Source organism: Bacillus sp. D48C (assembly GCF_053345735.1).
Window position 1 is genome coordinate 874,024 of the sequence record NZ_JBKFAQ010000001.1, and the last position, 24,250, is coordinate 898,273.

Consider the following 24,250-nt stretch of genomic DNA (forward strand, 5'->3'; position numbering starts at 1 on the left):
GCATAATGTGTTTTTTATTTTTAAGTAGTTTTAAATGTGATGTATTAATATATATTTCAGTTAAAAGATATATCACATTAAGTTGAATGTGATATACAATTAAGTTGTTAGAAAAGGAAGAGGTATGCTATACTATTTTTGTGAAACAAATTGCACAGAAAACTTATCATTTGTTAAAAAATAAGGTATGATGGATAAAAATAAAGTGAAGCTTTCTAAGTATAATATAATGTGGAAAGTGAAGAACTTCACGCTTTTTAAGGTGTGTATATATTTTATCTCTAGAGTGGTAGGAAAGTAGAGGGGGAAAATCATGACAAAGCTGCAACGTATTCAAAAAGTATTGGTAGCTAACCGTGGAGAGATTGCAATTCGTGTGTTTCGAGCTTGTTCGGAACTAGGATTAAAAACAGTTGCAATCTATTCTAAAGAGGATAGTGGTTCTTATCATCGCTATAAAGCCGATGAGTCCTATTTAGTTGGGGAAGGAAAAAAACCAATTGATGCTTATCTAGATATTGAAGGCATTATTGAGATTGCAAAAAGTAATCATGTAGATGCAATCCACCCTGGATATGGTTTCTTGTCAGAAAATATTCAATTCGCGAAACGTTGCGAAGAAGAAGGAATTATCTTTATCGGTCCGAAAAGTAAGCATTTAGATATGTTTGGAGATAAAGTGAAAGCAAGAACACAAGCGCAGCTAGCACAAATTCCAGTTATACCTGGTAGTGATGGTCCAGTAGATTCATTAGAAGAAGTCGAAAAATTTGCTGAAAAGTATGATTACCCGATTATTATTAAAGCGTCCCTTGGTGGTGGCGGTCGTGGTATGCGTATTGTGCGTACTAGTGAGGAATTAGGAGAATCATATAATCGAGCGAAATCAGAAGCGAAAGCAGCCTTTGGTAATGATGAAGTTTACGTCGAAAAATTCGTTGAAAAACCTAAACATATAGAAGTACAAATTTTAGCAGATGAAGAAGGCAATGTTGTTCATTTATACGAGCGTGACTGTTCTGTACAACGTCGTCATCAAAAAGTTGTAGAAATAGCACCGAGTGTATCACTTTCAGATGATTTGCGTCAGCGTATTTGTGATGCTGCTGTGAAGTTAACGAAAAATGTAAACTATTTAAATGCAGGAACAGTAGAATTCCTTGTAAAAGATGATGAGTTTTACTTCATTGAAGTAAATCCACGTGTTCAAGTAGAACATACGATTACAGAAATGATTACAGGAGTAGATATCGTTCAATCACAAATTTTAATAGCTGATGGACATTCATTACATAGCAAAATGGTAGGTGTGCCGAAGCAAGAGGAAGTAGTTGTGCATGGATTTGCAATTCAATCTCGTGTAACAACTGAAGATCCGCTAAATAATTTTATGCCGGATACAGGAAAAATTATGGCGTATCGATCAGGCGGTGGTTTTGGTGTGCGTCTTGATACAGGAAATAGCTTCCAAGGTGCAGTTATTACACCGTACTACGATTCTTTACTTGTAAAAGTTACAACTTGGGCACTTACTTTTGAGCAAGCAGCTGCAAAAATGGAACGTAACTTAAAAGAATTCCGTATTCGTGGTATTAAAACAAATATTCCATTCCTAGAGAATGTAGTAAAACATAAAAACTTTTTATCAGGAGAATATGATACTTCGTTTATTGATGTGTCACCTGAACTATTCTTGTTCCCGAAACGTAAAGACCGCGGAACGAAAATGTTAAATTATATTGGTTCAGTAACAGTAAATGGCTTCCCAGGAGTAGGGAAAAAAGAGAAACCAATTTTTCCAGATGCTCGTATACCGAATGTATTACACTCAGAGCCAATCCAAAATGGCACGAAACAAATTTTGGATGAGCGTGGAGCGGACGGATTAGTAAAGTGGGTACAGGATCAAAAACGTGTACTTTTGACGGATACAACATTCCGTGATGCACATCAGTCATTACTTGCAACTCGTATTCGTACAAAAGATTTACATCAAATTGCAGAGCCAACAGCGAGAATGTTACCGAACCTATTCTCAGCGGAAATGTGGGGCGGTGCAACGTTTGATGTTGCGTATCGTTTCTTAAAAGAAGATCCATGGGAACGATTACTAGATCTTCGTGAAAAAATGCCGAACGTGTTATTCCAAATGTTACTTCGTTCTTCAAACGCAGTTGGATACAAAAACTATCCAGATAATTTAATCCAAAAATTTGTAGAATGTTCTGCTCAAGCTGGCATTGATGTATTCCGTATTTTTGATAGTTTAAACTGGGTAGAAGGCATGAGAGTTGCAATTGATGCTGTACGAGATACTGGTAAAATTGCAGAAGCAACAATGTGCTACACAGGAGATATTCATGATCCATTACGTAGTAAATATGATTTGAATTATTATAAAAACTTAGCAAAAGAGTTGGAAGCATCGGGAGCTCACATTTTAGGTATTAAAGATATGGCTGGCTTACTAAAACCAAACGCAGCATATGATTTAGTTTCAGCATTAAAAGAGACGGTATCAATTCCGATTCACCTGCATACGCACGATACGAGTGGAAATGGTATATTAACGTATACGAAGGCAATTGAAGCAGGTGTTGATATTGTCGATGTAGCGGTGAGTTCTATGGCTGGTCAAACGTCACAACCGAGTGCGAACACATTATTCTATGCACTAGGTGGAAATGAAAGACAACCAGATGTTAATATCGATTCTTTAGAAAAGCTATCTCATTATTGGGAAGATGTACGCAAATACTATGTACCGTTTGAAAGTGGTATGAATGCACCTCACACAGAGGTATATATGCATGAAATGCCAGGTGGACAGTATAGTAATCTTCAACAACAAGCGAAGGCGGTTGGTTTAGGAGATCGCTTTGATGAAGTGAAAGTAATGTACCGTCGTGTGAATGACATGTTTGGAGATATTGTAAAAGTAACACCGTCATCAAAAGTTGTTGGCGATATGGCATTATTTATGGTTCAAAACCACCTGACAGAACAAGATGTTTTAGAGCGTGGACATGCGTTGGACTTCCCGGGATCTGTTGTTGAAATGTTCTCTGGTGATTTAGGTCAACCGTACGGTGGTTTCCCGAAAGAATTGCAAAAGATTATTTTAAAAGGGAAAGAGCCGTTAACAGTAAGACCAGGTGAACTACTAGAGCCAGTAGATTTCGACGCGTTAAAAGAAGAATTATTCCATAAACTTGGACGCGAAGTAACAATTTTTGATGTAGTTGCATATGCATTATATCCAAAAGTATTTATGGACTATGAAAAAGTTGCTGAGCTTTATGGAAATGTATCTGTACTTGATACACCGACGTTCTTCTATGGTATGAGACTAGGTGAAGAAATTGATGTGGAGATTGAACAAGGTAAGACATTGATGGTTAAACTTGTATCAATTGGAGAACCACAGCCGGATGGAAATCGTGTCCTTTACTTGGAATTTAATGGTCAACCACGTGAAATTGTCGTGAAAGACGAGAATGTGAAAGCAACAGTTGCACAACGTGTGAAAGGAAACCGTGAAAATCCAAATCACATTAGTGCAACAATGCCAGGAACGGTAATTAAAGTAGTTGTAAAAGAAGGCGATGAAGTGAAAAAAGGCGATTCTATGGCAATTACAGAGGCAATGAAAATGGAAACGACAGTTCAAGCGCCGTTTAATGGTAAAGTGAAAAAAGTATATGTTAACGATGGTGATGCAATTCAAACGGGTGATTTACTTATTGAATTAGATCACTAAAATAAAGAAAAGAGCTGTGTAAATACAGCTCTTTTCTTTATTGCAAAAAATCCCTTGCCTAATTGGCAAGGGATTTTAGTTTTAAATTATTTTGTTTGTTTAGAAGTTGATCCGGCTTCTTTTGCATTCACTTTACTTCTTGTTCCTAACATAACTAAATAGCATAGTACGGCAAACAAGCAAGAAATGAATAGAGAATGTAACAATGCCATCGCTAAACTAGCGTTTGTAAATACAACTAAAACTCCTACTACAGCTTGAAGTGTAACAAGGATAAATGAAATGATCCATCCCCAATATACTACAGGTTGCTGCTTGTAATGGCGAATAGCGAGAATCATCGCGTATAGTATCCAAGCGAAAATTAACATCGCTGCAACTCTATGGCCCATTTGAACCCATTCATGTAGTTGAGTTGGCATAGGTCTGTTTTTGCTACATAAAGGAAAATCTGGACAAGCTAAGCTAGCTCGTTCGTGACGTACTAAAGCACCTGTGTAGACGACGATATAACTGTAAATTGTTACACCATAAATATGAAATTTCATTTTTTTGTCCATAATAAGTGAACGTGCATCAAATTTTTGGTCAATTTCAAAGATAAGACACGTTAATAAAATGACAGAAGCAAATGAAATTAAGGAAATACCGAAATGGATAGCAAGTACAGCTGGCATTTGTCCCCAAACAACTGCTGCTGCTCCCATTAATGCTTGTGCAACTAAAAATACGAAGGATAAAATTGCTAACGTTTTTGTTTCACGCACATGTTTATAATATTTCCAGGACAAAATACAAAGGAGAGTGACAAGAATTCCAGCTGATCCTGATGTTAATCGGTGGCTAAGTTCAATAATAGTTTCCATTGATAAATTAGATGGAACAAATTCACCGTTACAAAGTGGCCATGATTTACCACAACCTTGACCAGAACCTGTTTTTGTAACTAAAGCGCCTCCTAATAAAACTATTAATAAATCAAGGCTTGTAATGACTGCTAACCATTTAATAAAGCGTTGCAATCTCTTTCACCATCTTTCTGCTATGAAGTTATTGCGAAATATTTTCATTCCATTATGTATAGAATAAAACGCGCTAGTTCCTATGATATATAAAAAATAATAAAATAGCAAAGAAATGGAGGGGGAAGACAAGGGAGAGAAAATAGGTGTGAAAACAGGGTTCGTAAGGAAAAATTTAGGTGAAAAATAGGCTATTTTGAAAAGAAATGGGGAGAATACGTGTTAAATAGGAGAAAATAGTTTATTATAGAATGTAACATCATGTTATGATAAGGACAAGTCAGAATGAAGTTTTTTATATTCGACACAAAAAGTTCATGTTTTCTTCACAAAATGTTCGGGAAATATGATTTAATATATTGGAGTATGGGCGTAGATTAGTAGTAGAATGGGTTAACAATGTTTCTACTGTAATAATATTGCTATATAGAAGCGAATTATTTCATTTGAAATAGGCGCAAAAAGAAAGATGAAAGTTTTAAGAGGGGGTTAGAGTGATGAACCATGCAACAAGTGAGCTGCATGATGAGTCCGCTGTTACAAGTGTACCGGAAACAACTCGGTTACAAGATTTATCAGCACTCGTTAAAATGGGGATTGTAAACTCAAATACACTTACTGTATTTACAGGATTTTGGTTGGCGTTACACTTTAATGGATTAAGTGTGATGGACAATCTGGATAAGCTATTTTTTACAATCGTTGGTTCTGGATTAATTATGGCGGGGGTATGTTGTTTAAATAACTACATCGATAGAGACATCGATCCGTTAATGGAGAGAACAAAGACTCGTCCAACGGTTACTGGAAAGTATAAACCAGGATTTGCACTTACATTTGGACTAGTTATATTACTTCTTGGATTTGTATTCTTATTATTAACGACACCAATGGCAGTTTTAATGGGATTTATTGGTGCTTTCACATATGTTGTCCTATATACTTTATGGACAAAGAGAAAGTATACACTAAATACTGTTGTAGGTAGTATATCTGGAGCAGTTCCACCTTTAATTGGATGGGCAGCAATCGATCCATCTTTAGGTCATCCAATTGCTTGGATGTTATTTTTAATTATGTTTATTTGGCAAATCCCACATTTCCTTGCATTAGCGATGAAACGTGTTGATGAATATCGAAATGCAGGAATTCCAATGCTTCCTGTAGTTCATGGATTTGAAATTACGAAACGCCAAATTATGATTTGGACAGTATGTTTATTACCACTACCATTTTATATGAGTGGACTAGGGATAACATTTATGGTAATTGCAACACTGCTTAACATCGGATGGATCGCTTTAGGATTTTATGGCTTCCGTAAGAAAGATGACATAAAATGGTCCGTGCAAATGTTTGTTTATTCCCTAAATTATTTAACAATCTTATTTGTATCAATGATTGTAGTTACATTCTTCTAAGACAACGACATAATTGGATTTCTTTACGTTGAGATTTACTTTACTTAACTATAAAGTACAATCTAATTCACAAGGAAAGTGGGGGTTGTTTGTATGAAGAAACAGTGGCGACTGCTTTCGTTCGTTTCACTGCTGGCTTTACTGTTAGGGGGATGCGGTAAAGCCTTTCAATCTACTTTAATTCCGCAAGGAGAAGTAGCAAAAATGCAATATGATTTACTTCTACTGGCGAGTGCAATCATGGTAGGAGTAGTACTAGTAGTTACTATTATTTTCTTGTATGTAATTGTGCGTTTCCGACAAAAGAAAGGTCAGGAAGATTATATTCCAGAGCAAGTTGAAGGAAATCACAAGCTAGAAATTATATGGACAGTTATTCCGATTATTCTTTTACTAATCTTAGCTGTTCCAACGGTTACATATACATTCAAACTTGCTGATGTAAGTGCGATGGAGAAAAAGAATATTGATAAAGATACTATCGTTGTTGATGTAACAGCGAATCTTTATTGGTGGGAATTTTCTTACAAATCAGAAAAGATAGTAACTTCGCAAGATTTAGTCATCCCCACAGGTAAGAAAGTGTATTTAAATTTGAAGGGTGCCGATATTAAACACTCATTTTGGGTTCCATCTTTAGCTGGGAAAATGGATACAAATACAGACAATGTGAACAAAATGTGGTTAAAGGCAGATAAATCGGGCACTTATAATGGTTTTTGTACAGAATTTTGCGGCCCATCACATTCTTTAATGCAATTTAAAGTGAAAGCTTTAGATGAAAGCGAGTACAAAAATTGGCTTGCTGATATGAAGAAGATTGATGGGAAGAAAGAAGTAGCTTCAACAAAGGTGCAAGAGGGCCAAGAAATATTTAATAAAAGCTGTATTGGTTGTCACGCAGTTGGATCTAATGATAGTAGACCACCTTCCGCTCGTATCGCACCAAACTTAGCAAACTTTGCGGATCGCGATATGGTTGCCGGTATTGCCGAAAACAATGAAGAAAACTTAAAAAAATGGCTGAAAGATCCTGAAAATATGAAGCCAGGAAACAAAATGACTGGCAAATATGGCAACTTAACGGATGATCAAATTGATGCATTAAATGCATACTTACAAACGTTAAAAGTTGAAAAGTAAAGAGGGATTATTCGTGAAGGGGAGGTTGAAAACGTGAGTTCTGTAGCAAAAAAACAGGGGATGGGTGCTGTCATATGGGATTATTTAACGACAGTAGACCATAAAAAGATTGCCATTCTCTATTTAATTGCAGGTGGATTGTTTTTTGTAATAGGCGGAATAGAAGCTCTATTTATTCGCCTTCAATTAGCGATTCCTAACAACGCTTTTCTTGTTGGGGATGCTTATAATCAAGTATTGACGATGCACGGTACAACAATGATTTTCCTCGCAGCTATGCCACTCGTGTTTGCATTTATGAACGCCGCTGTACCACTTCAAATTGGTGCACGTGATGTAGCGTTCCCGTTTTTGAATTCACTCGGATTTTGGTTGTTTTTCTTTGGTGGAGTATTTTTAAATTTAAGTTGGTTTTTAGGTGGAGCACCTGATGCAGGATGGACATCTTATGCATCTTTAGCTTTAGCCTCTAAGGGTCATGGTGTTGATTTCTATGTACTCGGTTTGCAAATCTCAGGTATTGGTACATTAATTGGAGGTATTAACTTCCTTGTAACCATTATTAATATGCGTGCGCCAGGAATGACGTATATGCGTATGCCGATGTTTACATGGACGACATTTGTAACATCTTCGCTTATATTATTCGCTTTTCCACCGTTAACTGTAGGATTAGGGCTTTTAATGTTAGATCGTTTATTTGGAACAAGTTTCTTTAATCCAGCATTGGGCGGGAATACAATTATATGGGAGCATTTATTCTGGATTTTCGGTCATCCAGAAGTATACATTCTTATACTCCCAGCTTTCGGAATATTCTCAGAAATCTTCGCGACATTTTCGAAAAAACGATTGTTTGGTTATTCATCGATGGTGTTTGCGACTGTATTAATTGGATTTTTAGGATTTATGGTATGGGCCCATCATATGTTTACTGTTGGACTTGGTCCAGTTGCTAATGCTATTTTCTCAGTTGCAACAATGGCGATTGCGGTTCCGACTGGTATCAAAATATTCAACTGGCTCTTTACAATGTGGGGCGGAAGTATTCGTTTTACGACACCAATGATGTGGGCAGTAGCTTTCATTCCATCATTCGTAATGGGTGGAGTTACAGGGGTTATGCTAGCATCTGCACCAGCTGATTATCAATTTCATGATAACTATTTCGTAGTAGCACATTTTCATTATGTAATCGTTGGCGGTGTTGTATTTGGTTTACTTGCAGGAGCTCATTATTATTGGCCACTGATGTTTAATAAAGTATTAAATGAAACATTAGGAAAGATAACGTTTTGGCTATTCTTTATTGGTTTCCATTTAACGTTCTTTATTCAGCATTTCCTTGGCTTGATTGGTATGCCACGCCGTTACTACACATATCTTGAAGGGCAAGGGTTGGAAATGGGGAATATGATTAGTTCTATTGGAGCGGTGTTTATGGCTCTTGGGACTATTGTTCTTCTATTCAATGTAATTAAAACGACAGTATCAAAAGAAAAAGCTGGTCGTGATCCGTGGGATGCACGTACATTAGAATGGACAATGCCAGCACCGACACCAGAATATAACTTTAAACAATTACCATTTGTTCGCGGATTAGATCCGTTTTGGATTGAAAAACGTGAAGGTAATAAAGAGATGACAGCAGCGGAACCAGTTGGTGATATTCATATGCCAAATCCTTCGTTTTCACCATTTGTCATTTCTTTTGGATTGTTTATAGCGGCATTTGGTGCAATGTATATGCAGGGTGGAAAAGATAAGTTCTGGTTATTGGTAGCAATTATTGGTTTAATCATTACATTTGGCGCAATGTTCCTACGTTCAGTAATCGATGATCATGGATATCATATTCATAAAGAAGATTTAGATGATAAGGGGGGCAAGGCATAATGCATGTAGATGAAAAATTAACGAATGAAACATTTCCAGCAGAGCCTGAAAAAGCAACCCTTGAAGGGAAAAATAAGTTTGTCGGTTTTTGGTTATTTCTTGGAGGCGAAACAGTATTGTTCGCTTCCTTATTTGGCACATATTTAGCGTTAAAGAATTCTACAAATGGTGGACCAACATCTCAAGAGATGTTCCAAATGCCACTCGTTTTCATTATGACGATGCTTTTATTAACGAGTAGCTTAACGAGTGTATATGCGATGTATCACATGAAAAACTTTAACTTTAAGAAAATGCAACTTTGGTTACTAGTAACTGTATTGCTAGGTTTAGGGTTTTTAGGGTTTGAGATATATGAGTTTTATCATTATACACATGAATTTAAGCATACTATGAGAAGTAGTGCGTTTGGCTCTGCGTTTTATGCTCTTGTTGGTACACATGGACTCCACGTATTGTTTGGGTTATGTTGGATTTTAACATTAATCTTTAGAAATGCGAAGAGAGGTCTAAATTTATACAATGCACCAAAGTTTTATGTTGCATCGATTTATTGGCACTTTATTGACGTAGTTTGGGTGTTTATTTTCACTGTAGTATATTTAATGGGAATGGTGGGATAAACAATGGCGATAAAGCAAACGAATAATCCTAAAGTTGATCTTGTTTATCGGAAGAGAAAAAGTGCGGAGGAAATGAAGCATCAAGTTATTACGTTTGCATTAATGATTTTTTTAACATTAGTTGCATTTGTAGCAGTGGCGTATCCAAAAACTTTTAGTCCGACTTTCTCTGTTCCATTTATTTTACTATTAGCAGTGGTACAAGTAATTTTTCAATTGTATTATTTTATGCATATGAGTCATAAAGGACATGAAGCAGCAAGTTTCTTTCTATACTCTGGTCTGCTAATAGGGTTAATTACAATTTTAGCATTTATGACAATCGTCTGGATTTGAAAAGTGAAAAATAAGGGAGCTTGTGTTGTCACAGCTCCCTCTTCATATTATGGATAACCTTACGAAGGTAGGTGTGAAAATGAGTAACTTGTGGATATTTGGATTTCAGGCTTTATGGAGTCCAATCTTTTTAATATTTATGCTGTCGATTCTTATTGGGTACTTCTTAATTATTGGTCCATATAGAATGCGATTTGAAAATGCGACGAAGGTAAGTAAGAAGCAAATTTTTTATTTTACGACTGGTATTGTTCTTTTGTATTTTGTAAAGGGAGGGCCTATTGATTTAATTGGCCATATTATATTTAGTGCTCATATGTTTGAAATGGCAGTCATGTATATTGCAGTTCCACCGTTACTGTTGCTTGGTATACCGATTTGGTTATATCGTTACATTACTTCTTTTAAGTTCGTTCAAATTATATTAAAGGTATTTGCTAAACCACTTATTGCGTTGTTTGTATTTAACGGCCTGTTTTCTTTTTATCATTTACCAGTTGTTTTTGATACAGTAAAACAAAGTCAAATAGCTCATCCTATTTGTTTAGCTATATTGTTTTTTACAGCAATTATGATGTGGTGGCCGATGTTAAATCCATTACCAGAATATCAAACGTTAAGTGATATAAAGAAACTTGGTTATATGTTTGCTAACGGTATATTATTAACGCCTGCTTGTGCGTTAATCATTTTTGCGACAGCCCCGTTATTTGCAACGTATACGGATCCGGCTGCTTGGATGAAAGCGATGGAACTATGTGTACCAGCGGGCACTTTATCAGATTTAAATATAACGGGACCAGAATTTTTGCACTGGATGCCAGTTGTACAAGACCAGCAAACTGGTGGTATCATAATGAAAATTGTCCAGGAAATAGTGTACGGTACAATTATAGGCTATGTATTCTTTAGGTGGGCACGTAGAGAACGTGAAAAGGATAAGGAGCAGTTGCAACAATTGCCGCCGTATTTACAGACTAAGTGAAAAAGTGTATGGGATTCCATGCGCTTTTTCTTTTTAGTTTTAGCTCTTTTCAATAAGGTTGAATTTTCTGAATTTTTATGTTAAGTTAGTGTAGGCGTGTACTAAAAGTGGATATAAAATTTACTACTAGCTTTCATGCGTAATAATTCCATATGTAGTGCAAGTTTTTTAGAGAGTTACAAATATATATTGTTATCTTTAATAAACACGAACTATTTTAAGGGGGAATTTTAATGGGTAGTAGTGGAAGTATGGTAAAGCCGATTAGTGGTTTTTTGACAGCACTAATTCAATATCCAGTACCAGTAGTAGAGTCACGTGCGGACATTGATAAACAAATTCAACAAATCATAAAAACAATTCATTCGACCAAATCAGGTTATCCTGGATTAGAATTAATAGTATTTCCTGAATATAGTACACAAGGGCTCAATACAAAAAAATGGACTACAGAAGAATTTTTATGTACAGTGCCTGGGCCAGAAACAGACTTATTTGCTGAGGCATGTAAGGAATCTAAAGTATATGGTGTTTTTTCAATAATGGAAAAAAACCCTGATGGTGGAGAGCCATATAATACAGCAGTTATTATTGATCCACAAGGTGAAATGATTTTGAAGTATCGTAAGCTAAATCCTTGGGTGCCAGTCGAGCCTTGGAAAGCTGGAGATTTAGGCTTACCTGTTTGTGATGGACCTGGAGGAAGTAAATTAGCTGTTTGTATTTGTCATGATGGCATGTTCCCTGAAGTAGCTCGTGAAGCGGCCTATAAAGGTGCAAATGTCTTGATTCGTATTTCTGGGTATAGCACACAAGTTAGTGAACAATGGATGCTAACCAATCGTTCAAATGCATGGCAGAATTTAATGTATACATTGTCGGTAAACTTAGCGGGTTATGATGGTGTATTTTATTACTTTGGTGAAGGACAAGTATGTAATTTTGATGGGACTACTTTAGTACAGGGGCATCGAAATCCTTGGGAGATTGTTACTGCTGAAGTATATCCAGAACTAGCAGATCAGGCTAGATTAGGATGGGGATTAGAAAATAATATATATAATCTAGGTTCAAGAGGATATGTAGCAACTCCTGGTGGGGTGAAAGAAAATCCATATACGTTTGTAAAAGATTTAGCTGAAGGTAAATATAAGGTTCCTTGGGAAGATGAGATTAAAGTAAAAGATGGATCTATTTATGGATATCCAGTAAAAAAAACGATTCATTCTTAGGGGAGGGAAAAAACAAGCGCATCATATTGATGCGCTTGTTTTTGTTAATCAATAATTTGAAGTTCCTTTAACTCTTTTTCGACATTTTGTAGGAGTTGTTCACTTTTTTGAAGTACATTCGTTGGGAAAGTCTCATCATCGCCATATTCAACGCCGTGAGGATAATAATGTTTTCCTAATAAGGGAGGGAGTAGTTTTACTTCAGCGTGTCTACTGCCAATGTCACCTTCAACAGCAACGCCTTGCACTCGCAAATAATAAATATCCTTTAATATTTCAAATTTATAATCGTATGTAACCCGTTCATAATCCCACTGTCCAGCAAGTACGAAGTGGTTGTTTTCCATGATTTCAGTTAAAAGAGTTAATTCAACGACGGCTCCATTAAATTTCGTATTTGTAAATTGCATATAATACCTCCTTTTTTAATGTTACACCATTATTTTTATAATAGTATGAATAATAAGAAAGTGCAATTCATATTGAGAGAAAAGGGATAATCCAGACTTTTTTCACGAAAATATGATATAGTGAAAAGAGTACGGTACACACAAAAAGAAAGAAAAGGATTTGTGTATATCTCAATTTTATGTTTTGTTCAGGAGGTATATCGTTTGAAGAAATTATTGCGTATCGTAATGATTACATTTTTAATTTTAGCTGTTGATTTATACGGAAAATTACTCGTTTCACAATATATATTAACCCCATCTCAATCAAAGCAAGAAAATAAAATTGTGAAAAAGAAAAAGCAAATTAAGGAAGACTCCTCAGACACTGTTTTAAATATGATTGGTGAAGACTCTGAAAATTTATTGGCGAAGTGGGGAGAACCCTCTCGAATAGAGCCGTCTGCATACGGATATGAATGGTGGGTATACAATCAGGATTTAACTCAGTATGCTCAATTTGGAGTTTCTGAACGTAAAGTTGTAACGGCGTATGCTGCTGGTGAACAAGTTAAGGTTCCACCTTATTATATAAATGAAAAATATGAAGAAGTATATAAAAAAAGTCCGCCTTCGCATGAAATTGCGTTAAAAAGAGGGAAAAATAGTTATCAATTTGAACTATCTGATACCGAAGTCATGGAACAACCGTTAATACCTGTAGAAGATGGATGGGCGCAATTGTATTTTGATCAATTTACACATGAGCTTGTGGGTGTTCGTTATATGGATGATGAAACATTATTACGCCAAAGACCGTATCAGCTCGTTTATTCAGGTGAATTAATAGCAGAACAACCATTGACTCCAGAAAAAATAAAACAAGTAGAAAATGGGAATATGCAACAAATTTTTGATTTAACAAATATCATTCGAAGTCGTCATAAATTATCATTATTAACATGGGATCAGGAAACAGCAGATGTTGCTGTTGGTCACAGTAAAGATATGAAAGACAATAATTATTTTTCTCATGACTCACCTACATTAGGTACGCTAGGAGATCGATTGCAGCGCGGGAAAGTAGGATTTCAACTTGCTGGTGAGAACATAGCGGCGCAACATAGTGATGGAATTGCGGCAGTGCAAGGTTGGTTAAATAGTGAGGGGCATAGAAAGAATTTATTAAATGAACAATTTACAGGATTAGGTGTTGGTGTATACGATAAATTTTATACACAAAACTTTATTCGAAAATAAAGCGAAACTGTAAGCGGTGGGGTGTTACATCACCTAATTAGTTACTTCGTATTCACTGAATTGTAGGTGGGAATCTGACCGTATGCAAATAGCAGAAAAAAAGGTGCATGAATCGTCTGAAAATAGGCGAACCATGTGCCTTTTTTTTCTTACTATATAGTAGATATACATGGAGAGGTGAGGATTATGCCAACAACAAAAGGGCCGTTACATCCATCGGTTCAACAGTTTAAAGAATTTGTAAACCATCACCCTAAAATGGTTCATGAGGTTAGAAATGGTCACAAAACTTGGCAACAATTTTATGAAGAATGGTACTTACTTGGTGAAGAAGATCCAATATGGGCAACTTATAGACCGGATGGAGCGCCTGCGTTTTCTTCGGTAAAAGAAAATAAAAAAGAAAAAGATAATCGAACTGAAGAGGAAAAAACTGCTGATGTGATGGGGCAAATGCTTTCTTTTTTTAAAAAGTTGGACGTGGAACAAATGCAGAACCATTTAGCCAATGTGACGAGTGCTATTGGGAGCGTGCAACAAGTTATTCAGCAATTTCAAGGTAACCGTACGCAGCAAGAACAAAGTACTTCAGAAAATAACCCGTTTTTCTTTCAAAAGGATTAGGGGGGAAAGATGATGAGAGCAGAAATTATGGAGTTTATAAAGGCTGATGAGGATTTATCTCGCTATATTAGAGAGCAACCGTACTGGTATAGAAAATTAACACGAAATCCTGAAGAAAAAGAGGCTTTTGAGTTAGCGGCGATGCAACATTTCAAAAAAACAATACCAGATAAAGTGGAAAAATTTCAAAATCAATTGGCTGTTGCTTCGATCATGATTGATATGTTTCAGTATATGAAGCAACAAAATGCAACCTAATTGCAAGTGAAAAATATGTCCGTCATGCAGAACTTTTGTTACAATAGAGATTGATTATTTAAAAAGGAGTTGCAGCATGACGGAAATTTGTTTAGTACGACATGGACAAACTGATTGGAATTTTCAAGAAATTATTCAGGGGCGAGAAGATATTCCGCTTAATGAAGTTGGTAAGAAGCAAGCGAGTCAAAGTGCAGCTGCTTTACAAGAAGAAACGTGGGATATCATTATAAGTAGCCCGTTAATTAGAGCGCAAGAAACGGCTAATGAAATCGCAAAGGCGGCTGGATTACAATCGATTTTATTAGATGATCGATTTGTTGAACGGAATTTTGGAGAAGCTTCAGGGAAGCCAGTTGCGACTGTTAGAGAGTTGATTGCTGAGGGTAAAGTAGAAGGTATGGAGCAAGATGAAGAGATTGTAGCTCGTTGCTTTGCTGCTTTAGAAGATGTTGCAACAACTCATTTTGGCAAACGTATTATTATTGTTGCTCACTCACACGCGATAAAAGCAATTTTACATGCCATTGAACCAGATGAAATTACATTTAAGACACCATTAAAAAATGCGTGTATTAGTTATGTGAAACAAAATAGTGGGAAATGGGATGTTCTTAAATATAATATAGCGGAACATATTAATGTATAAGTGTGTACGGATATAGTGTGAAAATAGTTTCATTATATCTTTCTTTTGAGTAAGTCACTTCAATTAGTAGTTCTAATCTAAATGTGGTATGATGGATACTCGGAGGTGTCTCTCATGATTGTAGCGACGCTAGAAAGCGTATTAATATTAGATAAGGCAGAGCAGCTTGCAAAAGCGATTATCTGTTCAGATATAGCAGAAGATTATCGTAAGTATTATAGAGAATTACATGAAGATATAGAACTTCAGACGTTAATTCAGCAATTTACAGCGATGAAAGAACGGTATGAGGAAGTACAGCGTTTTGGAAAATACCATCCTGACTACACTACCGTATCAATGAAAATGAGAGAATTAAAGCGTTCTGTGGACTTACATGATAAGGTTGCAGCTTTTAAAAGAGCAGAAACTGCTTTGCAGAAGTTATTAGATGAAGTTAGTGTAGCAATCGGTTCGGAAGTGTCTTCTTCCATTAAAGTACCAACAGGAAATCCATTCTTTGATGCTGGTGGCTGTGGTGGAGGTTGTGGTACTGGCGGAGGTTGTGGTTGTAAAAAAACGGGGTGATGTACCCCGTTTTTTAGAAGTTGGAAGAAAACGTATACAGAGTTTGTCCTGTAATGTTATAAATTTCTGATTGGTTTTCATAGAATATAAAATATATGTTTTTAAAAGGAGAAGATGGAGAAGATTATGTTCGGGCAACGACAAAGTATGATTGTTTATTTACATTCATTGAAACATGCCAAGATTTTAAGGAAATATGGTAACATACATTACATATCAAAACGATTAAAATATGCTGTAGTATATTGTGACATGGAACAAATTGAGCATATGATGCATAAGTTGAACAAACTTCCTTTTGTGAAAAAGATAGAACAGTCGTATCGCCCGTATTTAAAAACGGAATTTGAAAATTCCCGTCCTGATCGAGCAAAAGAATACGATTATAGCTAATAGAAAAAATCCCCTGCTAAGTTTAGCGGGGGATTTTTTAATTGAAATAAAGTGTTATTTCATCGGAGGAATGAAATTGTTCATTCGTAAAATGCCAATTAAATGATTAAAAAATAGTTCTTTTTCTGGGAAAGTTGTAGATGGCTTTACAGTAAAAGTAGCCACTTTTTTTCCGAGTTGCTCTGCCGTTTCTTCAAATAAAATGACACGTTTACTTTTTTTATTTTCAAATACAGGAATGCCTTCACGACATATGTATAATGGTTGGAAATCACCAGTAGTAGTTGGTTTTAATATTACAACAAGCGAACACACTTTTTTATCGTTTTTTATCGTTTCAAATTGTAACATATGTGCTATACGTTCTTGATTTGTTTTGGCAATTTCAAGTAATTCATATAAATCAGAGTAGCCTTCTCCGAGTTCTATAAAGCGTTGAATCATATTTTTTCCTCCTCTTTCTTTTACTGTACCATTTCACTTTTTAAATGAAAAGCACACAAAGAAAAAAAACCCTGCATAGCAGGGCCCTTCTTATACTAGCATGTACTAGTAAGAAGGAAAAGGGAGAGGAGAAACCGGAGGAAGAACTTATGGGGAAACGTAAGTCTTCTCCGCGGTTGGCAACAACATCGAAGGTGATGTTGTTATAATTATTTATGTCCAATCTAAATGAAGATATACATAATGAAATTAAATTTTATGTTGGGCTTTTTATTTTTCTTTTTTTTATTTTGTGATAGGATAAAAAAGATAAAGTGGAACTAATATACATATTGGATTCATATTAGTGAATGATGAGATGAATACATAAAAATAATGAGCGGTTATTTGATGGTGAGTTTTCCGATATTTAGGTGAATGTAATTTGTTAACGGTTACCGAAGTGGGAATGGCTTTGTATAATCGCTCGATAGATTGAAATAAAGGTAGTGACAACAGATGAGAGTAGTTTCAGGAAAATGTAAAGGACACCCACTTAAAGCGGTTCCTGGTAATACAACACGTCCAACGACAGATAAAGTAAAAGAATCTATTTTTAATATGATAGGTCCTTATTTTGATGGTGGTATTGCCCTTGATTTATTTGGTGGTAGTGGTGGTCTTGGAATTGAGGCTTTGAGCAGAGGGATCGATAAAGCGATTTTTGTTGATAGGGATAGTAAAGCGATAAAAGTAATTCATCAAAATTTAGAAAGTTGTAGAATACAGGAACAAGCTGAAGTATATCGAAATGATGCGGAACGTGCAGTAAAGGCGCTAATAAAACGTGAAATGTCATTCGATCTTATATTAATAGATCCTCCATATAAAGAGCAAAAAATTGTATCTTTAATTAGTGTAATGGATCAACATGGATTGCTGCATAGTGATGGATTAATTATGGCAGAGCATGGTAATGATGTGGTTTTACCTAATTCAATAGGCAGGCTTGTGAAAGTACGAGCTGAGAATTATGGGATTACTGCAATATCGATTTATAAGTATGAAGGTGAGGGGACAGAATGACAAGTATAGCTATTTCTTCAGGAAGTTTTGATCCAATTACCCTTGGGCATCTGGATATTATTAAAAGGGGAGCAAAAGTATTTGATGAGGTGTACGTAGTCGTTTTAAACAATTCATCAAAAAAACCATTCTTTTCAGTTGAAGAGCGATTAGAACTAATTCGAGAAGCGACAAAGGATATCCCGAATGTAAAAGTAGATTCGCATAGTGGGCTGTTAGTAGAGTATGCAAAAATGCGTAATGCAAATGCAATATTACGTGGTTTACGAGCAGTTTCTGATTTTGAATATGAGATGCAAATTACTTCTATGAATCGAAAATTAGATGAAAATATTGAAACATTTTTTATTATGACAAACAACCAATATTCATTTTTAAGCTCGAGTATTGTGAAAGAAGTTGCGAGGTATGGAGGAAGTGTAGTAGATCTTGTACCTCCTATTGTGGAGCGTGCTTTAAAAGAAAAGTTTCAAACCCCGTTAAAGTGAACGGGGTTTTTCTTTATACGTGCGCAAAAATAATAAAATAATATATAAGTATAGACAAAATAATGTAAAAATTGGTCCGTAATGTATAAAAGATGTCCAAATTTCATGTAGTATAGAAGGATGCTTGGATAAAAATACAGGAATATCTTTTGGTATAGGTGAGAAAGAACTCACTTTCTCATAAAATGGTGTCCAAAATACAAATGTAAAAATAGGGGCAAGAATACTTTGAATAATTCGTGCGAAAAAATAGGGTTTAAATCGGATATCTGTTTCAGCTAATATGCTAGCAACTTGTGCCTGAATAGAAAGACCGCTAAATGCTAAAATGAAGCTTGTTACCATAGCTTGTTGTAAGAGCGGTGTTTCATTTATTTGACTAATCATTTGGCTTCCGAGTGTCATTTCGAAAATACCTGATAATATAGGTATACTAAAATCCGTACTTAGTTGGAAGAATGATAAAATATGTTGCATAATAAAAGAAAGAGCTGCTGTAATGTGGAATACAGTAATCATTTTATTTAACACAGAGAATAAAATAATAAATCCGCCAATCATAAGTAATGTTTGAATAGAAGAAACGATAGCATCCCCAAGTAATTTACCGATTGGCCTTTTTTCTTGTAAGCGCGTCTCGTGAAGAATTAAAAAAGGGTTTTGAAAGCGGCGTTTTTTTGTAGTGTGTGTATTATTTTTGTAAGCGGTATTATGTCCGTAAAAACGCATAATAAATCCGACGGCAAAGTTACTGAAATAATGGGCAGCCGCTAATATAATTCCTAATTTCGGATTATTAAAAAAACCGATAGACACAGCACCGAAAATAAAAAGTGGATTAGAAGAATTTGTGAAAGAAACGAGGCGCTCCGCTTCAATCTGAGTTAAAAGATTGCTTTTTCGTAGTCTAGCGCTTAATTTGGCGCCTGCAGGGAAACCAGAAGCCATTCCCATGGCCCAAACAAATCCACCTATCCCTGGAACGCGAAAAAGTGGGCGCATGAGTGGTTCTAATATAACGCCAATAAATTTTACAACACCGATACTAATTAGAAGTTCTGCAATGATGAAAAACGGTAGTAGTGAAGGGAATACAACTTCCCACCATATATTTAACCCGCGAATAGAAGCTTGCAAAGCGGCTTGGGGGTGGAGTACAAGAGAAAAGGTTAAAAATAGCGTTGATATGGTAAGGAAAGCGGTTTTCCATTTTTCATACATGTAAGTAAATCCCCCTTTGTCCCAAAAAACGTTCATTTCAGTATACGTGGATACGTAGTGAATTTAGACCATAAGTATGAAAAAGGAATGAAAAAAATTAAAGGGTGAGAAAAATGAAAGAACCAAAGATTGGTTTAGCGCTTGGGTCTGGAGGAGCGAAAGGGTTTGCTCATATTGGTGTAATAAAGGTTTTAAGGGAAGCGGATATCCCTATTCATATGATTGCAGGAAGTAGTATGGGGGCGCTAATAGGTACGTTTTATGCGGCAAGTAGTAACGTTGAAAGATTGTATAAATTGGCATCTGTTTTTAAGCGGAAGTATTATTTAGATTTCACGGTACCAAAAATGGGATTTATTGCTGGAAAACGTGTCAAAGATATGATTAAAATGTTTACATATAATAAAAATTTAGAAGAGTTAGATATCCCGACGGCTGTTGTGGCTACTGACATACTGAAGGGGGAAAAAGTGGTTTTTACAAGTGGGCCAGTTGCAGATGCGGTTAGGGCTAGCATATCTGTTCCTGGAGTGTTTGTACCAGAAAAAATAGATGGACGATTATTAGTGGATGGTGGAGTTATTGATCGCATCCCAGTATCGGTTGTGAAAGAGTTAGGGGCCGATATTGTTATCGCTGTTGATGTATCTCCAATTAAGGTGAATGGAGATGTTACGTCCATTTATGACGTAATCATGCAAAGTATTGAAATTATGCAGCATGAGCTTGTAATGAATCGGCAAATTGCATCGGATTTAATGATGCGACCAGCTGTAGAGCAATTTAGTTCACGTGCTTTTACGAACATTGAAGACATTATTCGAGTTGGAGAAGTAGAAGCGGAAAAACATGTTTCAAATATTTATTTATTAATTGAGCAGTGGAAGGAGAAACATAATGTTTAAGCGTTTTCGGTTTATATATGCAATCTTAATAGGGGTTATATTGGCGATGTTACTTGTTTACGTACGTTTACCGTATTATGTAACAAAACCAGGAATGGCTGCCAAATTAGAGCCTTACGTTCAAGTTGAGGGTGGAACGAAAGAATCTGGTGATTTTATGCTTGTTACGGTTTCAATGGGGCCAGCAAATGTGGTGAATTTAATAGCGGCACAGTTTAATAAATATACACATATTTCGAAAGCGGAAGAAATATTGCAAAAAGGTGAGAGTGATGAAGAATATCAATTTCGCCAAAATTATGCGATGAAAGATTCACAAAATGCCGCAATTTATAATGCATATAAACGTGCAAATCGCTCTGTTTCTTTTGAAAATAAAGGTGTATTAGTTGCTGGTGTGGCAAAAGGAATGCCGTCAGAAGGAAAGCTTAAGCTTGGTGATGTTATTATAGCTGTTGACGGAAAAACATTTGAAAAGACGGAGCAATTTATTGAATATATGACTGGGAAAAAAGAAAGCGATGCTGTAAGTATTGAGTACATGAGAAATGGAAAACAATTGAAAGAAAATTTAAATGTAAAGACGATTCCTAATGGAAATGGACGTGTCGGTATAGGTGTTTCTATCGTTACGGAAAGAGAATTAGTGGTCGATCCGAAAGTGAAAATTAATTCTCATGAAATTGGTGGACCATCCGCAGGTTTAATGTTTACATTAGAAATATATAATCAACTTGTGGAAGAAGACTTAACAAAAGGACATGAGATAGCTGGAACAGGTACAATTAATGAAAAAGGAGAAGTGGGCCCAATTGGTGGTATAAATCAAAAAGTGGTGGCTGCTAGCGATGCCGGGGCTGAAGTGTTCTTTGCGCCAAATGAAAAAGGTGCGGAGAAATCGAACTATAAAGATGCACTTGAGACTGCAAAGGATATTAAAACAAAAATGAAAATTATACCAGTGGATACGCTGGATGATGCGTTAACATATTTAGAAAAGATGGATAAGGAAAAAACCTCTCTGAAATAGAGAGGTTTTTTTATAGGAATTTTGTAGTTGTTTCATCATAGCGAATAGGATGGTGTGTTATATCCTGTTTTAATAGTTGCGTGCGTAACGGTTCGTGCATGATGGAGAAATATACAGAGTTTGCTTTTTTCTCTATATCTAAAGCGGCATGGTCAAATGTTTTTGTATGAGTAAGGATTGGAAGTTCGATTTTTTTCTTGTTTTTTGAAAGATAAGTTTGTCCTTTTTGTGACATGCCTAACAGGCGGATATATGGTGCGTGTTGTTCTATATTTGCGCTACGTATTTCCTCTTTTGTTGTGTTTGTTAAAATGTGTGTACAAGCTCTTTGTAATCTAGTCCATGTATAACGTTTTGTTTTTAATGCTTCCATGAATGAATAGAAGGAGGAACTGTTTTGTATTTTTGATAAAATACGATGCTCTAAACCTTCTTCTATTTCATATATATGTCGTAAGTCCCCTGGAGACATCGTCATGAGTTTATATTTAAAAAATGAAAAGTATTGTTCCCAATTATGTAATATCCCGTAGTTTTGTTTGTAATTTGCTAAAAGCGAAGTGGTTGCCTGTGGGAGAAAAGGTTCAATTGTTGTAAATGATCCTTCTTCGCTAAAGAGTTGTTTTCGGATGCTTGTCGCGCTTGCAATATATTGGTCATTAAATGTTTCATCATGATAATGAGAGGCAAATCTTTGTATAGTTTGAGCTTGTATAGAACTATTCTGTGACAGAATTGCTTTCATATATTGGAAGCCTAAAATATTATTTGGTTGTGACATATCAATGTTGTTTTCGGATGTTAAAATGTGTGAGAAAGCATCTGATGTTGCTTTTGCATAACTATTACCAGCGTCCATGAATTGTTTTACAAGGCAGTTAAAAGTCTCTTCTTCGTTTTTTTGTACGGAGATGGTATTATAAAAGTTTTTGATTTGTCCATCCTCACTACCGAAACAAATTTCAGAAACACGTAGGGCATTTAAAATGGAAATAGCACCATTTGCGAAGGTTTCAGCCTTTTGTGTTGCAAAGACGTATGGAAGCTCTACAACAAGGTCTATGCCGTTTGCTAAGGCCATTTTAGTGCGATACCATTTGGAAATGAGTGCGGGCTCACCACGCTGTAAAAAAGGACCACTCATAACGGCAATTATTATATCGGATTGTGTTAACTTTTTTGTCTGTTGCACATGATAAAGATGACCGTTATGAAAAGGGTTATATTCAACAACAATACCACCAGCTTTTATGGTAATCTCTCCTTTCGATGTAGCATCTTTTTGAAAAACGTGATACTCTATATATTATTTACTATGATGACTTCATTATAGTGTAAAGAAAAAACTTACACTATAAATGCATTATACCACTTGTTATACGGGTTTTAATCCTCTTCATTTTCAACGATGACCACATTTTGACCACTTCGACCACTTTTTAATACATTTCCTAGCATTTCAGTTACTTCAATTTGACGCTCTTCATAAACATCAGTGTAAATATTTAAAGTTGTAGAAACATTTGTATGACCAAGCAATTTTGAAACAACCTTTGCATTTGCGCCAGAATCGATTAAAATAGTTGTAAACGTTCTTCGGATATCGTGGAATCTAATATACGGTACGTCAATTGCTTCGCACAAAGCTTTCATTTGGTAGCGTATCGTATATGGATGCACGATTTTTTTATTTCTTGTGCAAATTAATAAGCCGAAAAAATTCTCCTTCTTATGACTTTGATATTCTAACAACTCTCCCATTAATTCTTCTGTCATCGGGATTATACGATTAGATGCTTCAGTTTTTGTCTCACCTAATTCATACTTTCCATCAACAAGCGTTAATGTTCTTTGTACATGAATAGTCTTGTTTTTTAAATTAATATCATCCCACTGTAAAGCTAATACTTCTCCGATCCGCATGCCTGTATGCAACGCTAAAACAAACGCAATATAATAGCTTCCTTGTATTTTTGCATACTCCATAAACTTCATGGCTTGTTCAACTGTCCAACTAGCTTGCGATTTCTTTTTAACTTTAGGCCGTTTAGCTTTCTTAGCAGGATTAGAGTTAATCATTTCTAGTTCTACGCCTTTATCGAGGATTTGTTTTAACATAACATCAACAGATGAAATGTATTTCGTAGTTAGACCCTCTTTAAGTAGCTTCTGGTGAAAATTATGAACAGTCAATGGTTTTATATCTGATAATCTCTTTTCACCAAATTCAGGCATAACACGTGAGCGTAGAATGCGTTTGTATTGATACAATGTTGACGGTCTACATGATGATTCTTTCTCTTGCATCCAGATTTCTACGAGCTGAGAAAAGCGAATATCACTATTCTCGTAATCTCCATTTGCTAAATCATTTGTTACTCTTGCCACTTCTTCTTGAGCAGCTTTCTTTGTTTTAAAGCCACCTTTAGTGACTTGTTTCCGTTTACCTGTGATAGGGTCTTTGCCGACATCCATGGTAAAAGACCACTTCTCACCACGTTTACGAAAGTATGCCATGATTTTTCACCTCGTCATAATC

Annotated in this window: 24 protein-coding genes; 18 read left to right on the forward strand and 6 right to left on the reverse strand. The window is 35.7% G+C overall.

The features are described 5' to 3' along the window. The first annotated feature begins 313 nt into the window (after window positions 1–313). On the forward strand, window positions 314–3,760 hold the full coding sequence (pyc, locus tag ACLBXA_RS04790; protein ID WP_447617112.1) for a pyruvate carboxylase: 3,447 nt from the start codon (window positions 314–316) through the stop codon (window positions 3,758–3,760). Between the two features lie 86 nt (window positions 3,761–3,846). Here the strand turns inward: pyc and ctaA are convergent, their stop codons facing one another. Continuing rightward, a complete protein-coding gene (gene ctaA, locus ACLBXA_RS04795) occupies window positions 3,847–4,782 on the reverse strand; it encodes a heme A synthase (protein ID WP_001188745.1) in 936 nt (311 codons plus the stop codon). Window positions 4,783–5,279: 497 nt separating this feature from the next. On the opposite strand from ctaA, the gene ctaB reads away from it, so the two are divergent. The 7 genes from ctaB (at window position 5,280) to ACLBXA_RS04830 (ending at window position 12,418) form a co-directional block, all read left to right on the forward strand. Next, a complete protein-coding gene (gene ctaB / locus ACLBXA_RS04800) occupies window positions 5,280–6,203 on the forward strand; it encodes a protoheme IX farnesyltransferase (RefSeq protein WP_001015060.1) in 924 nt (307 codons plus the stop codon). Window positions 6,204–6,296: 93 nt separating this feature from the next. Further along, window positions 6,297–7,346, forward strand: a complete 1,050-nt coding sequence (gene coxB, locus ACLBXA_RS04805; protein ID WP_447617113.1) for a cytochrome c oxidase subunit II — start codon at window positions 6,297–6,299, stop codon at window positions 7,344–7,346. Between the two features lie 60 nt (window positions 7,347–7,406). Further along, a complete protein-coding gene (gene ctaD, locus ACLBXA_RS04810; protein WP_153577875.1) occupies window positions 7,407–9,242 on the forward strand; it encodes a cytochrome c oxidase subunit I in 1,836 nt (611 codons plus the stop codon). Next, a complete protein-coding gene (gene ctaE, locus ACLBXA_RS04815) occupies window positions 9,242–9,865 on the forward strand; it encodes a cytochrome c oxidase subunit III (protein ID WP_000557861.1) in 624 nt (207 codons plus the stop codon). Before ctaD ends, ctaE begins: the two co-directional genes overlap by 1 nt. A gap of 3 nt (window positions 9,866–9,868) precedes the next feature. Beyond that, window positions 9,869–10,201 carry a cytochrome c oxidase subunit IVB gene (ctaF, locus tag ACLBXA_RS04820; protein WP_000985703.1) on the forward strand — a complete coding sequence of 111 codons (333 nt, stop codon included), beginning with the start codon at window positions 9,869–9,871 and terminating at the stop codon, window positions 10,199–10,201. Window positions 10,202–10,280: 79 nt separating this feature from the next. Beyond that, complete coding sequence (gene ctaG / locus ACLBXA_RS04825; RefSeq protein WP_041488175.1) at window positions 10,281–11,186, forward strand: cytochrome c oxidase assembly factor CtaG; 906 nt, start codon at window positions 10,281–10,283, stop codon at window positions 11,184–11,186. A gap of 233 nt (window positions 11,187–11,419) precedes the next feature. After that, window positions 11,420–12,418 (forward strand): formamidase, encoded by a 999-nt coding sequence (locus ACLBXA_RS04830; protein WP_000535802.1) that lies wholly within the window; start codon window positions 11,420–11,422, stop codon window positions 12,416–12,418. A gap of 44 nt (window positions 12,419–12,462) precedes the next feature. Here ACLBXA_RS04830 and ACLBXA_RS04835 read toward each other — a convergent pair whose 3' ends face one another. After that, window positions 12,463–12,828 (reverse strand): YugN family protein, encoded by a 366-nt coding sequence (locus ACLBXA_RS04835; RefSeq protein ID WP_001160945.1) that lies wholly within the window; start codon window positions 12,826–12,828, stop codon window positions 12,463–12,465. Window positions 12,829–13,032: 204 nt separating this feature from the next. On the opposite strand from ACLBXA_RS04835, the gene ACLBXA_RS04840 reads away from it, so the two are divergent. From ACLBXA_RS04840 to ACLBXA_RS04865, 6 genes are all read left to right on the forward strand, one after another. Continuing rightward, complete coding sequence (locus ACLBXA_RS04840; RefSeq protein ID WP_000735371.1) at window positions 13,033–14,067, forward strand: CAP domain-containing protein; 1,035 nt, start codon at window positions 13,033–13,035, stop codon at window positions 14,065–14,067. Window positions 14,068–14,253: 186 nt separating this feature from the next. Beyond that, on the forward strand, window positions 14,254–14,691 hold the full coding sequence (locus ACLBXA_RS04845; RefSeq protein ID WP_001143333.1) for a YlbD family protein: 438 nt from the start codon (window positions 14,254–14,256) through the stop codon (window positions 14,689–14,691). Between the two features lie 12 nt (window positions 14,692–14,703). Further along, window positions 14,704–14,949 carry a YlbE-like family protein gene (locus ACLBXA_RS04850; protein WP_001200990.1) on the forward strand — a complete coding sequence of 82 codons (246 nt, stop codon included), beginning with the start codon at window positions 14,704–14,706 and terminating at the stop codon, window positions 14,947–14,949. Window positions 14,950–15,025: 76 nt separating this feature from the next. Then, window positions 15,026–15,598 (forward strand): histidine phosphatase family protein, encoded by a 573-nt coding sequence (locus tag ACLBXA_RS04855; protein ID WP_000134944.1) that lies wholly within the window; start codon window positions 15,026–15,028, stop codon window positions 15,596–15,598. Window positions 15,599–15,712: 114 nt separating this feature from the next. Further along, on the forward strand, window positions 15,713–16,165 hold the full coding sequence (locus tag ACLBXA_RS04860) for a YlbF family regulator (RefSeq protein WP_000634361.1): 453 nt from the start codon (window positions 15,713–15,715) through the stop codon (window positions 16,163–16,165). A 126-nt stretch (window positions 16,166–16,291) separates the two neighbouring features. Further along, on the forward strand, window positions 16,292–16,558 hold the full coding sequence (locus ACLBXA_RS04865) for a YlbG family protein (protein WP_002082261.1): 267 nt from the start codon (window positions 16,292–16,294) through the stop codon (window positions 16,556–16,558). Window positions 16,559–16,612: 54 nt separating this feature from the next. Here the strand turns inward: ACLBXA_RS04865 and ACLBXA_RS04870 are convergent, their stop codons facing one another. Beyond that, window positions 16,613–17,002, reverse strand: coding sequence for a DUF7147 family protein (locus ACLBXA_RS04870; RefSeq protein WP_000616017.1), 390 nt, complete (start codon window positions 17,000–17,002; stop codon window positions 16,613–16,615). Window positions 17,003–17,500: 498 nt separating this feature from the next. On the opposite strand from ACLBXA_RS04870, the gene rsmD reads away from it, so the two are divergent. Continuing rightward, a complete protein-coding gene (gene rsmD, locus ACLBXA_RS04875; protein WP_001266977.1) occupies window positions 17,501–18,067 on the forward strand; it encodes a 16S rRNA (guanine(966)-N(2))-methyltransferase RsmD in 567 nt (188 codons plus the stop codon). Then, entirely contained in the window at window positions 18,064–18,555 is a 492-nt protein-coding gene (coaD, locus tag ACLBXA_RS04880) for a pantetheine-phosphate adenylyltransferase (protein ID WP_000200601.1), read from the forward strand. Before rsmD ends, coaD begins: the two co-directional genes overlap by 4 nt. Here coaD and ylbJ read toward each other — a convergent pair. Then, window positions 18,547–19,776, reverse strand: a complete 1,230-nt coding sequence (ylbJ, locus tag ACLBXA_RS04885; RefSeq protein WP_098578245.1) for a sporulation integral membrane protein YlbJ — start codon at window positions 19,774–19,776, stop codon at window positions 18,547–18,549. The genes coaD and ylbJ overlap by 9 nt on opposite strands. 113 nt (window positions 19,777–19,889) lie before the next feature. On the opposite strand from ylbJ, the gene ACLBXA_RS04890 reads away from it, so the two are divergent. Then, a complete protein-coding gene (locus ACLBXA_RS04890; protein WP_000662584.1) occupies window positions 19,890–20,681 on the forward strand; it encodes a patatin-like phospholipase family protein in 792 nt (263 codons plus the stop codon). Continuing rightward, entirely contained in the window at window positions 20,674–21,711 is a 1,038-nt protein-coding gene (locus ACLBXA_RS04895) for a SepM family pheromone-processing serine protease (RefSeq protein ID WP_000476296.1), read from the forward strand. The genes ACLBXA_RS04890 and ACLBXA_RS04895 overlap by 8 nt, the downstream gene beginning before the upstream one ends. Before the next feature lie 10 nt (window positions 21,712–21,721). Here the strand turns inward: ACLBXA_RS04895 and ACLBXA_RS04900 are convergent, their stop codons facing one another. Beyond that, a complete protein-coding gene (locus tag ACLBXA_RS04900; RefSeq protein ID WP_447617114.1) occupies window positions 21,722–22,903 on the reverse strand; it encodes a nucleotidyltransferase in 1,182 nt (393 codons plus the stop codon). Window positions 22,904–23,097: 194 nt separating this feature from the next. Then, window positions 23,098–24,228 carry a site-specific integrase gene (locus tag ACLBXA_RS04905; RefSeq protein WP_447617115.1) on the reverse strand — a complete coding sequence of 377 codons (1,131 nt, stop codon included), beginning with the start codon at window positions 24,226–24,228 and terminating at the stop codon, window positions 23,098–23,100. Window positions 24,229–24,250: the final 22 nt, after the last annotated feature.